Annotated in this window: 11 protein-coding genes and 1 pseudogene; 8 read left to right on the forward strand and 4 right to left on the reverse strand. The window is 35.1% G+C overall.

The window, feature by feature from the left end; genetic code table 11:
* Positions 1 to 52 precede the first annotated feature (52 nt).
* From AC1Q8L_RS07805 to AC1Q8L_RS07825, 5 genes are all read left to right on the forward strand, one after another.
* Positions 53 to 1,477, forward strand: coding sequence for an amino acid permease (locus tag AC1Q8L_RS07805; protein WP_001186293.1), 1,425 nt, complete (start codon positions 53 to 55; stop codon positions 1,475 to 1,477).
* Positions 1,478 to 1,537: 60 nt separating this feature from the next.
* Positions 1,538 to 2,737: an ABC transporter permease gene (locus tag AC1Q8L_RS07810; protein WP_000021390.1), complete on the forward strand. Its 1,200-nt coding sequence runs from the start codon at positions 1,538 to 1,540 to the stop codon at positions 2,735 to 2,737.
* Between the two features lie 273 nt (positions 2,738 to 3,010).
* Entirely contained in the window at positions 3,011 to 5,008 is a 1,998-nt protein-coding gene (locus tag AC1Q8L_RS07815) for a catalase (RefSeq protein ID WP_098311670.1), read from the forward strand.
* A gap of 23 nt (positions 5,009 to 5,031) precedes the next feature.
* Positions 5,032 to 5,547 carry a type 1 glutamine amidotransferase domain-containing protein gene (locus AC1Q8L_RS07820; protein ID WP_000037522.1) on the forward strand — a complete coding sequence of 172 codons (516 nt, stop codon included), beginning with the start codon at positions 5,032 to 5,034 and terminating at the stop codon, positions 5,545 to 5,547.
* A 326-nt stretch (positions 5,548 to 5,873) separates the two neighbouring features.
* Positions 5,874 to 6,077, forward strand: a complete 204-nt coding sequence (locus tag AC1Q8L_RS07825) for a hypothetical protein (RefSeq protein WP_001063872.1) — start codon at positions 5,874 to 5,876, stop codon at positions 6,075 to 6,077.
* 44 nt (positions 6,078 to 6,121) lie between these two features.
* Here the strand turns inward: AC1Q8L_RS07825 and AC1Q8L_RS07830 are convergent, their stop codons facing one another.
* Complete coding sequence (locus tag AC1Q8L_RS07830; protein WP_098311669.1) at positions 6,122 to 7,378, reverse strand: MDR family MFS transporter; 1,257 nt, start codon at positions 7,376 to 7,378, stop codon at positions 6,122 to 6,124.
* An 83-nt stretch (positions 7,379 to 7,461) separates the two neighbouring features.
* On the opposite strand from AC1Q8L_RS07830, the gene AC1Q8L_RS07835 reads away from it, so the two are divergent.
* Positions 7,462 to 9,222, forward strand: coding sequence for an SgrR family transcriptional regulator (locus AC1Q8L_RS07835; protein WP_000569522.1), 1,761 nt, complete (start codon positions 7,462 to 7,464; stop codon positions 9,220 to 9,222).
* Positions 9,223 to 9,284: 62 nt separating this feature from the next.
* On the opposite strand, the gene AC1Q8L_RS07840 is transcribed toward AC1Q8L_RS07835, so the two are convergent.
* Together AC1Q8L_RS07840 and AC1Q8L_RS07845 are read right to left on the reverse strand one after the other, a co-directional pair.
* Positions 9,285 to 9,833 carry an NAD(P)H-dependent oxidoreductase gene (locus tag AC1Q8L_RS07840; RefSeq protein ID WP_000789185.1) on the reverse strand — a complete coding sequence of 183 codons (549 nt, stop codon included), beginning with the start codon at positions 9,831 to 9,833 and terminating at the stop codon, positions 9,285 to 9,287.
* Positions 9,834 to 9,856: 23 nt separating this feature from the next.
* Positions 9,857 to 10,396, reverse strand: coding sequence for an ester cyclase (locus tag AC1Q8L_RS07845; protein ID WP_086387960.1), 540 nt, complete (start codon positions 10,394 to 10,396; stop codon positions 9,857 to 9,859).
* 169 nt (positions 10,397 to 10,565) lie between these two features.
* Here AC1Q8L_RS07845 and AC1Q8L_RS07850 point away from each other — a divergent pair, with 169 nt between their 5' ends.
* Together AC1Q8L_RS07850 and AC1Q8L_RS07855 are read left to right on the forward strand one after the other, a co-directional pair.
* Positions 10,566 to 10,904 carry a winged helix-turn-helix transcriptional regulator gene (locus AC1Q8L_RS07850; protein WP_000997917.1) on the forward strand — a complete coding sequence of 113 codons (339 nt, stop codon included), beginning with the start codon at positions 10,566 to 10,568 and terminating at the stop codon, positions 10,902 to 10,904.
* A gap of 48 nt (positions 10,905 to 10,952) precedes the next feature.
* Positions 10,953 to 11,397: pseudogene (locus AC1Q8L_RS07855) on the forward strand (IS3-like element ISBt2 family transposase); the annotation flags it as partial.
* A gap of 138 nt (positions 11,398 to 11,535) precedes the next feature.
* Here AC1Q8L_RS07855 and AC1Q8L_RS07860 read toward each other — a convergent pair.
* Positions 11,536 to 12,543, reverse strand: coding sequence for an MBL fold metallo-hydrolase (locus AC1Q8L_RS07860; protein ID WP_000875674.1), 1,008 nt, complete (start codon positions 12,541 to 12,543; stop codon positions 11,536 to 11,538).
* Positions 12,544 to 12,722: the final 179 nt, after the last annotated feature.

Raw genomic sequence — 12,722 nt, forward strand, 5'->3', positions numbered from 1 at the left:
CATACATATCTCCTCGCTTGACTTGGTTATACTAACTTTGGAGGTATTTTCTATGCAACAAAAAAAATGGGGCTTTTGGGTACTAACAGCTTTCGTTGTCGGTAACATGGTTGGCGCTGGTATTTTCATGGTGCCAAGTACGTTGGCACAAACAGCAAGCCCACTCGGTGTCACTTTAGCTTGGTTAACAACAGGGTTTGGTGTTTTAATGCTAGCTCTTGTTTTCGGTAATTTAGCAATTCGTCGTCCTGATTTAACGACAGGACCACAAAGTCATGCATATGCTTTATTCTCAACACCAAAAAAGAAAAAAATGGCTGGATTCAGTATGGTATGGGGATATTGGGTTGCAAACTGGGCAAGTAACGTTGCCATCATTACATCATTTGCGGGATATTTATCACTCTTCTTCCCAATTATGAAAGATACGCGACTACTATTTTCAATCGGTTCTTTTAACATAGAAGTCGGAAAACTAATTACATTTACGATTTGTTCCATCTTACTTTGGGGAACTCATATTATATTAACAAATGGTGTAAGCGGAGCTGGAAAACTAAACTTCTTAGCAACAACAACGAAAGTAACTGGATTCCTTTTATTCATCGTCGTTACGTTATTTGCATTCGAAGCTTCTAAGTTTGGACAATGGTACACGCCGATGATTGATAAATCAGGTGTATCACATGGTCTTCTTTCACAAGTAAATTTAGCTGCTCTTACAACGCTTTGGGCGTTTATCGGAATTGAATCAGCCGTTCTTTTATCAAACCGTGCTGTTTCTCCAAAAACGGTAAAACGTGCAACAGTTGCGGGATTACTTATTACAGTTGCGATTTACTTAGGAATTACAATTTTAACAATGGGTGTACTTCACGTTGATAAATTACAAACTTCTGAACGTCCATTAGCAGATGCACTAAACGCTGCAATGGGTCATGGCGGCGGGAAACTGATGGCATTACTTGCTCTTACTTCCCTGTTCGGTTCTATCTTAGGCTGGATTTTATTAAGCTCAGAAGTACCTTATCAAGCAGCAAAAGAAGGTTTCTTCCCTTCCTTCTTCACGAAAACAAATAAAAAAGGAAGTCCAATTTACTCATTACGATTAACAAACATTATGTCGCAAGTATTCCTATTCTCAACATTATCAGGAACCATTGCGGAAGCTTATACATTCGTTATTACCGTATCGACACTGGCCTACCTCATTCCATATCTCGTTTCACCAATCTTCCAGTTAAAACTAGTCGCAACTGGTGAAACATATAAAAATGAAATGCGGGCAAGAATTACAGATGGCATAGTCGCAGTTATCGCACTTTGCTACGCACTGTGGGTTATTAAAACCGGCGCATCCGATATAAAAACGTTCCTTCTCGGAATTGGTTTATTCGTAATCGGATTTGCTTTCTATCCATTAATGAATCGTGATCAGAAAAAAAATAACGAAAAGAAAAACGGGCAAGTTGCATAACGCAATTTGCTCGTTTTTTCTTTTGTAAAACATATATAATAGAACAAAGAGGTGAAAAACATGTCAATCGAATCGCTATGGAGCAGTCGCTTCCAACAACATATTCAAAATATCATTACATACTTTGCACGTATGATTAACGGTTTACTATATAGCTTTATCTTTATTTCATGCGTTGGCGCATACTACTATGCTCAGTTTCTAAAAACATCTCCTTCTAAAGGAATATCTTTACTACTCATCACGATTGTACTTACATTCATTATAACGAGATGCCCTATCCGTACATTTATTCAAAAACCTGATGCTGTCTATTTACTAGCACTAGAAGAGAAATTAACATCTTATTTCAAAAAATCTCTTCTATACAATTACATCATTCAGCTTTTCCCATTGTTATTTACGTTCCTTATTCTCGTTCCACTTGCTATGCAATCATTGCAATTAACTGTACCTTTTTTGTGTACAATCTTTATCGTATTAATGATTACGAAAGCTTGGAACATGTACATACATTGGATGTGGCGTGATAGTCACGACAAAAACATATGGCTGATCATCCGTATTACTTGTAATGCCTTAATCATTTACATGCTGTTTTATTCCGCAAATGTTCTCATATTAGGCGGACTACTTTTACTACTTGCTTTCCTACTTCTATATACGAAAAAACAGCCTACAAAACGAATACCTTGGGATTACATAATCGAGCAAGAAGAAAAAATGAACGTTCGTTTTTATCAATTTGCTAGCATTTTTACAGATGTTCCGCAACTGAATAAACAAGTAAATAAAAGAAAATGGCTTACAAATTGGATTGAACCTTTATTACATAAAAAACGAGAAACTTTCTTCTACTTGTATACACTAGCATTTTTACGTGGAAATGATTATTTCGGCATATATATTCGCTTAGGATTGATCGGTGCTTTCGCCTTATATTTCATACCAAATATATACGTAAAAGGCGCTATCGCTTACATCGTTCTATATATGATTTCTATGCAGCTCCGTTCACTGTGGAAATATTTTTCAGGAAATATTATTGTAGCATTATATCCGATTGGTACTGAAGAAAGAATGAAGCAATTTCTTCGCTTAATCTTTATATTGCTAAGTATTCAACTCATTGTATTTTCAATTGTTATACTCATTGCTACAGGTCAATTTTTACATAGCCTTATCATTATGATTGTCGGGTTACTCTGGATCAAATTTATTATTGTACCAAAAACAAAGCAACGCGTTTCTTCGTTTTAACGAAAAGAAATATCTTAAAAGCCAAGGAGCAAATAAATTATCTCCTTGGCTTTTTTATTTTTTAATTTTAAACCTATCGTTCATACTTAATTAAAAACTTTAGGTATGTTACTCCTGTTTTTCTTAAGCATAGAGTGCTATACAAACTCCCTGTCTTCCCCTTGATGTTTTAGGGTTTAATTATGATTTTTACATACAAAAATCATAATACATGTTTACATACTAATAAAAAGGGTATCTATTAATTAACAGAGTAAAGGAGGGGCCTATATTGTGAATAAAAAAACGGAACAATTGAAGCATCACGTTACTGACAATCAATGCAAACATGCTTTAACAACAAATCAAGGGGTAAAAATAGCTGAAGATGAATTTTCTTTAAAGATGGGCTTAAGAGGCCCAACCTTAATGGAGGATTTCCACTTTCGCGAGAAAATGACCCATTTTGATCACGAACGAATTCCCGAAAGGATTGTTCATGCACGCGGAGTTGGTGCTCATGGTTATTTTCAGCTTTATGAATCGTTAGAAGCATATACGAAAGCAGATTTTCTTACTAATCCTTCAAAGAAAACACCTGTATTTGTACGGTTCTCAACCGTTCAAGGTTCTAAAGGATCCAATGACACAGTAAGAGATGTACGCGGATTCGCCACAAAATTTTATACAGATGAAGGAAACTATGATTTAGTGGGTAATAATATGCCAGTATTCTTTATCCAAGATGCTATTAAATTTCCTGATTTTGTCCATGCAGTTAAACCAGAACCACATAATGATATTCCTCAAGGAGCTAGCGCTCATGATACCTTTTGGGACTTTGTTGCGCATAATCCTGAGTCCACTCATATGGTCATGTGGCAAATGAGCGACCGAGCTATTCCGCGTAGTTTACGAATGATGGAAGGTTTTGGAGTTCACACATTTCGACTCATTAACGCAGAAGGAAAAGCCCATTTCGTAAAGTTTCACTGGAAACCTACCCTCGGGGTTCATTCATTAGTATGGGATGAAGCTCAAAAGATTGCCGGGAAAAATCCTGATTTTCATCGTCAAGATTTATACGAAGCAATTGAAAAAGGGGATTATCCTGAATGGGAGCTTGGATTACAGCTAATTCCAGAAGAAGATGAACATAAATTTGATTTTGATATTTTAGATCCAACGAAATTATGGCCAGAAGAAGAAGTTCCCGTAAAATTAGTTGGTAAAATGACACTGAACAAAAATGTTGATAACTTCTTTGCTGAAACAGAGCAGGTAGCTTTTCACCCTGGTCATGTCGTACCAGGTATTGATTTTTCAAATGACCCTCTTCTGCAAGGAAGATTATTCTCCTATACAGATACACAATTATCTCGTTTAGGGGGCCCTAATTTCCATCAAATTCCTATTAATCCGCCTGTATGTCCTTTTCATAATAATCAACGTGATGGTATGCATCAAATGCAGATTCATCGCGGTCAAACAAGCTATCATCCTAATGGATTAAATAACAATCAACCTGCAACCGTCCAAGCCGAACAAGGAGGATATGAACATTATCAAGAAAAGATTGATGGGCATAAAATTAGAGGTCGCAGTAAAAGCTTTCTTAACTTCTATTCTCAGGCTAAACTTTTCTACAATAGTATGAGCCCTATTGAAAAGCAGCACATAAAAGAAGCTTTTTGCTTTGAAGTTGGGAAGTGTAAATCAGACATGGTGAAGGCAAATGTAATTGCTCTTCTAAACCACGTCGATCGTCAATTAGCACAAGAAGTCGCTAACATTATTGGAGCTCCTTTACCTAAGGTAAATCACGAAGTAAATTCAGATGCAAAATCACCTGCACTAAGTATGTCCAATACTATTTTTAAATCTGATTCCAAAAATGTTGCAATTCTATTAAATGGTGACCCAAGCGTCTCACTTCTGTCCGAATGGATTCAAGCTTTTGTACAACACCGAATTAACTATAGCATCATAGATAATAAAATTTATCAGTTCAATGATTCCATTAAAGTAACTGATACTTATACAACAACAGACTCCTCCCTTTTTGATGCAGTATTAGTGTTTAGTAGTGAGTCTGTCATTCAACCCCCTGTTTTAGAATTTGCAGAAACTACTTTTAAACATTTTAAACCGATAGCTCATGTCCTTAGTAATCCTCATGCTTTGGACCATAGTAAGATTAAACTGGATGGAGCAGGAGTTTACAACTTAACAAATACTTCAATTGAATCATTTATAGAAGGCATTGCCCAAGGAAGATTCTGGAGCCGATAATATAATATAAGGAGCGGATTAGAATGAGTAAAAAAATTGCTATTTTAATAACGGATTATTTCGAGGACACAGAATACACAGAGCCAGCAGAAGCTTTTAAACAAAAGGGATATGAATTAACAACTATTGAAGCAGAAAAAGGTAAAACGGTACACGGTAAGCAAGGAAAAAGTGAAGTCGTGATTGATAAAAGTATTGATGATGTTTCTCCAGAGAACTTTGATGCCCTCTTCATACCGGGTGGATTTTCTCCAGATATACTTCGTGCCGATGAACGTTTTGTTCGCTTTAGTAAAGCATTTATGGATGCGGAAAAACCTGTTTTCGCTATTTGTCACGGACCTCAGCTACTCATCACTGCACAAACACTTGAAGGACGCGATGTAACTGGATATAAATCTATTGAAGTCGATTTGAAAAATGCCGGCGGGAACTTTCATGACAAAGAGGTTGTCGTATGTCAAAATCAGCTAGTAACAAGTAGACAGCCAGAGGACATCCCAGCGTTTATTGAAGAATCGTTGCGTATATTAGGATAACTACTTCGGTTAACTAACCTCCTTTTATTTACATGAAAATAATTAATCAGTGGGGTTTTATTCATCCACCACTGATTAATTATCCCTCACCAACTGGTCGTTTGCAGGAAATCCGACCACCACAAATAGCAGGATAAATAAAAAAGGGGGGGAATCCAAAAGTTCAGTTTTAATAATCTTTTGGATTCCCCCCTTTTCTCGCCCCAAAATTCCTTATCACTTTTCATAGGCAGTTCTCATATAGTGAAAATGACTATATAATTCCTATCCATAAGTTAAATAATGATTTCGCACATATATAAATACAAAAGATGGGAGCCTTATTTATGAATAACAATCCACCTTCAACGCCCCAAGACAACTCCGAAAACAATAGCCGTGATATTACACTGCAAACATTAAGGGTCATCGGACTCGTCGTCCTTATTAGTGGTTATATCCTCGTTGCGCTCTCTGAAGTAGGTGAGCTGAAAGTCTTATTAACAAACCCAAATAGCAATCCTGATTTAGCTGAAGTTGATCCGTTTTAAAAGCCATATGAAAAGCGATTTCTAGCATCGCTTTTTATATCGTTTTATCCAATCTGAGAAACCTCCCCCTCATACTTCTCTTTCCCTATCGCCTTCATAAATAATAAAATACTGCTCATACCAACGATAAAGTACAGAGCACTCATACCCCAAGATGCAATAAATGAACCTAGCATAACACCTAATGCCCCGTTCATTTTTGCCACTTGAAAGACCATTCCGTTAATCGCCATATAAGAACCTCTTGCCTCATTTGGCACCATATCTGCCATAATAGATTGACGCACTGGCACATACATCATCTCGCCTACTGTTTGGAAAAGCCCTGCAATTAATAAAATCCATAAGCCATTGCTCGTTCCGAGTATTGTAAATCCAATCGTGTAAATAAATAAGCCTACATATAAGATCTTCAAATCGTTGAAGCTTTTCAGCATTTTAATAAGAAGTGCTGAACATAACACAACTAAAATTGTATTCTCTGCAGAAATCCAGCTCAGCATGCGAATACCTGTTAAATCAAACGTAAAACCATTCCCGAATAAAAAGTGCACCGTTTCAAATTCCTTCTGCAAACGTACCCCTAAATAATTATTAATTTGAAACTCTAACGATAATGTACATATACTCGCTGCACAAAAAATTAAAAATGCTTTATCTTTCATCACGACTTTATAACTATCTGCCATATCTTTTAATACATTTTTCTTCTCCATCGTTTTTCGTGCTACATACACTTCTTCCATATACACAGCCATCACATATAAAGTCATAATGGCAACAAGCGTTAATACGATAAACAATTGTAGTCTATAGTTTTCAAATAGTAATCCTCCAAATATCGCTCCAATCGCAATGGATAAGTTAATAGCCCAGTAATTAATGCTGTACATCACTTTTCGATTTTCAGGTGTACTCACATCAATTAACATCGCTTCTGTCGCAGGATTCATAAGTCCCGATCCTAAACTATTCACTAGCATAAAGATAAATGTTAACCACGGTGAGTCAACGTAATCCGAATTCGCAACTCCCATACAAGCAATGGAAATGACTTGTATACTTTGACCGATAATCATAACCTTTTTACGCCCAAGCCGGTCTCCAACATATCCACCGTATAAACCAATTACTAATGAAGCTATGACATTAATAAGTAGTAACGCACCAGCAATCGCGCTACCTAACTTTACGGAAAAATAAATCGCCATAAATGGAAAAATCATCGTGGACACAGTACGTGTTAAAAACGATGTTATAATTCTAATTTTTATATTTCGATGCATACTCCAAAATCCCATTGTTTCCCCTCCTTATGCTTACTTATTTTACTTTGAAAAAAAGGAAGAAAAAGGTTAGAATATTCTAAAGAGTTTCCCCTTTTATGATAGAAGGAAGTGTATATATGAAAATTATGGACTATTACATTAGACTAAGACTACATGCACAAGATCAACAACATATGCGAAATAGCTTACAAGAATTAGCGGATGTTTTATATTGCAGTACGAAAAACGTAAAGATTTTATTAAAGAAAATGAGCGAGGAGCAATTAATTAGCTGGACTCCAGGGCGAGGCCGCGGAAATAAAACGGAAATTCTATTTATACATAATTTCGTAGAAGCGATTGAGTCCTATACAGATGAACTGTTAGCGCAAGAAAAATTAAAAGATATCTTTCTTCTTTTAAAAGAACCCCTCCCCCTCGCACTTCAAAAAAAGATAGAAAATAAACTACATCATCATTTTGGATACGAACCTTCAAATGATATGTACGACGTATTAAAGATTCCTATATCGAGAAAGATATTCCCATTAGATCCGGCTTTTGTGGCTGTAACTACAGAGAGCCATCTTACGAGTCAAATTTTTGATACATTAGTCGTCTATAACGATGTTACTGAAAAAATGGAGCCTCACATTGCGCATACGTGGGAATTAAGTGAAGACGGGCTTACGTGGACTTTTTATTTACGAAAGGATGTATATTTTCATAACGAAACAGTTTTAACTTCTAAAGATGTACAATTTTCATTTGAAAGACTAAAAGAAGTTTACTCTCCTTTCGAATGGTTAACAGAAGAAATCGTTCAAATTGAAACGCCATCACCACTACAAATTCGATTCCATTTAGCGAAACCAAATTTATTTTTCTTACACTATGTAAGTTCAATGCAGCTCGCAATTTTACCGCGTGATACGAGTATTCAAAATCATCATTATATAGGTACTGGACCTTTCAAACTTGCTCATTACTCTGAAGATAATATCATACTCGAAGCGTTCACCCATTATTTTAAAGAGCGCGCGTTATTAGACCGTATTGAATTTTGGGGTATTCCTGACCATGTGCAAATAGATGCTGATTATGAACTACCAAACGAAGAGGAAAATGAAAGGCATGATATACAAATAGAAGAAATAGGTTGTATTTATGCTAGCTTCAACTTTAAAAAACCTGGTCCTCATCACGACATTTACTTTCGAAAAGCTTGGAGAGAACTATATGATGTTGAAATGATACTTCGTAACATAGAGGGTAGACGGACAATTGCTGCATCAAGCTTTTTCCCTGATAGAAGCCGCCTTGCAACAAGAAGATCCTACTCTTTAGAAAAGGCAAAAGAGTATTTGAAAAAGAGTACATATAATGGAGAAACGATACATATTTACTTCTTCGCATTTAAAGATAGTGCAAATGATGCATATTTCTTAAAAGAACGATGTGAAAGTTTAGGTATACAAGTAGAGCTTCACCCATTTCCCGTTTCAGATTATATGAATCGCTCTATTGATAAACATGCTGATATTATTTTCATGGGAGAAGTATTTGCTGCCAATCATGAAATTGCATTCTTAAATGTATTTAAAAATAAAAGTTGCTTCGTAAATCGGTTCATGGACCCGCACTACGAAAAACAAATTAACTGTTTACTAGATACATTTTTACTAGAAGAAAATAAAGAAAAGCGCTATGAACTCATGTATGAGATTGAAGAGTTTTTACAAGCAGAACACATCATTTTATTTAACTATCACGTTCTAAAAAGAAAAACATACCCTTCTTCTTTAAAAAACGTAACAATTGATTCATTCGGTTGGGCAAATTTTGCGAAGTTATGGATACAGCCATCCATGTCTTAAAATGTGAGTCATTATAAAAGGAGAAGGTACTACATCCTTAGCAGTACCTTCTTCACATACTATTATTTAATTACTCCATCTAAGTGATCTTTCAAGTTCACTAAAAACTTCTCTATATCCGGATTCTTCACCACATCATAACAAGCAAAACTCTTTAACGGACTCATACCGAGAAACTTTTGCACGCGGTGTAAATGACTAAGCGCTGATTCTAAACTTTCTCCTTCAAAGAACTTCGTCTTATCTCCAAATGCTTTTTCAGGTGCATTCCAAGTTGTAGAGAACATATACTCTTTCTCTTTTAATAAACCACCTGTTCCATATTCATCTGCACCTTTAAAGAACAAACCGTATTCATATACTTCATCCATATACGTTTTAAATAAGCCTGGAACACTAAACCAGTAAATTGGTGTTTGATAAATAACAACATCGGCCCATAAAAATTTATCCTGTTCTTCTTTAATATTGTAACCATCTTGAATCGTTGTTGTTTTCACATAATGATTCTCGCCTAATACAGTTACCATATAATCTACTAACGTTTTATTTAATCGTCCTTCCTTTGTACCGTATTTTTCATGTCCATTTATAATAAATATATTTTTCATCGCTTTCCTCTCCCTTATATGATCTACTCTTCAGCTATTAAGCCGAGTTGCTGCTGTAGTGTAAGATTATCTTCTAAATGCCAATCTTCTGTTATCTTTCCGTCTTTCACATGTAAAATATCAATTGCAAAAAAATTAATTTTCTTACCATTATGCGTTCCTGTAAAAGAAAGACGGGCCGTTACTTTATCACCAACAACTAATAAGTCTTCAATCTCGCAATGTATATCAGGCACAACTTTACGAAAATTTTGCGCTGCAAACTTTAATCCTTCAATGCCTTGTGGTCGCCCTTTCGGCAATGTATTATCGAAGAAATCTTTAGTAACAGTCTGCGGAATAAGTTCCTCCTTACCTGTATCCCAAAATGCATAAAAACGCTGCGCCGCATGAACCATTTCTGTCGCTTCTTTTTTACTTAGTGAGGGATCAATTGTCATTGCTTTTGGCTTTGGCATTTCTTTTAATAACTGAACTTCAGTTTTTTGTTCCACACCACATGCTACAAGCACAATACAAATAACAAACAAACTAAGAAATCTAAATAACTTTTTTATCCCCATGGAAATCACCACCTCCTTATATAAATCCTTTTTGTTTCGTATTGCTATTGTATATGCACTAACTTCCTTTATGGAAGTAGTGATATTTTTTTCATATAGTTACCAAAAGTATAGTTTTGTGATACTATAAAGCAAATTCATCCAAAAAAATTTTATGGAGGCTAGTTCCATGAACGATATAAATCCAGTTGAATTAACGAAAGGTTTACCTGGCATACCTTGTCCCATCGCTAAAACGCTTGATGTAATTAGTACAAAATGGACGTTTTTAATCATTCGTGATCTTCTTATCGAAGGAACATTACGCTTTAGTGATTTACAAAAATCAATGGATGGTATTAGTCCAAAAACATTATCGCTTCGACTAAAAGAATTAGAGTCTCAAGGCATTATAACGAGAAAAGTATATCCAGAAGTTCCGCCTCGTGTAGAGTACACATTAACGGATAAAGGAAAGCAATTAGAGGGGATTTTTATTGAATTAAAACGGTTTGGATTAAGCTTATAAAACAAAAAAGCCTTACCGTTAAAGTGAAGTGAACCCGAATAGTGGTACATGAAAAAAATAAGAGTTCATTACCCAGAAGAAGTAAAGTGGAAAGTGATTGAAATGAAAAAGGATGGGTATTCCAATTGGACCATTATGGAGAAACTCGGGATTAAAAATGTTTCCCAAATTAAGATATAGATGAAATGGTATCGTACAGATCGAACGTATCAGTTTCAACAACCTGTAGGAAAACAGTATTCTTATGGAAAAAGACCAAAAGAGCTCAGTGAATTAGAATAGCTACGTATAGAAAATAAACACCTAAAAACAAAATTACTTGTATGGAGAAATTATCTGGAAATCGAAAGGGGCTGAAATCAGAAACTGTAGTTACTTTATGGAAAAATTTAAAAACAAAAATAACGGTAAAAGAATTGCGTAACGTATTAGAATTACCCCTTCCACATTTTATCGTTGATTACAATGAACGGAAGATCTGAAAGATGATATAGGGGTACAGACACATCGCCATCAAGCTAACAGAACAGATTGTCCCTAAACGAAAATTTTGTAGCTTTTTTAGCACGGAAGTTCATTATTATCGTTTTTTATGTTTCTTAACTTGATAGAGGTGTGGTGGATCCCTTTTTTAGAAGTAAATACTTCTAACACCTTGTAGTATTTGAAGATCAATTTTATCTGCTTTTGTCCTTTGAATTATAAAATCTAATCCATTTTTAGTATTGTCCGCATATTTAGGCATTGCTTCAAGTGTATCTGTCAATGGTTTGGTGAAATCGTCCCAGTGTATTGGAATAACAAGCTTCGGTTGTACTTTTCGTACAGCTTGCTCGTAATACATATTTTGGAAATTACTTTCCTGCTTTCCTAATCCCCCTATTCCTAAAAACAGGACATCAGCTCGAATATCATCTAATACACCTTCTATATAGTTAGCACTTGGTTTAACAAGGAAAGTTTTATTATTATACGTAATCAAGTAATCATATGAAGAGTCTTCATGATAATCTAGTGCTTTAGTTGGTTGTTTAAGTGGCTTTTTTATTTTTTCTCCTTCATCAAAGGTTGGTGAATGTTTCGATGGAAGGACAGTAACAGTAAAATCACCAAACTTCATAGCCTTATTTACTTCATATACAGACATCTGGTTCTTATTTATATCACCACCAATACCTATGTTAATTGCTGACTCTGAACCATATACATGTGTTCCAGTTCGTTTAGCTATGTAAGCTAAATCAAACGCATGATCATAATGTGTATGTGCAATAAATAATCCCTTAAGTTTATTATTATCAGCCCCTATTTGATTAAAAATTTTATCCACAGTATCTTCATCTGTTTTTATATTGCTGAACAATATTTTTGGTAAGGATGGCCTAGAAATAAAACCATCAATCATTAATTGCGTATTTCCATCATCAAATAGTAAAGATGATGTTCCTAAGAATGTGACCTTTACCTCACCGTGATTCAATACTTTTTGTGTTGTTTTTGGAGCATAATATGCCTTGTATTGTTGAATATCTGCTGAAGGTGTTAGAAACTTATAATAAACGAAAATAGAAGCGATTAGTACTAGTACTAGTAATCCTATAAAAAACACGCTTAATTTTTTTCTTAATTTATATTTCAAAAAACATTCTCCTTTCTAGACAAAAGATATTATTATTTGACTGTGCTAAATCCTCCTACTTGAGGTTACCACAAAGTATCTATAAAAATTAAAAAACGCCATCCTTTCCTACGATTCTACAGAAAGAATAGCTTATTTTTTCATTTTAGGAGGAATTTTGTTTTCTTAGCTTGATAGCG

This window comes from Bacillus sp. GW823-FHT06A11 (genome assembly GCF_058795355.1).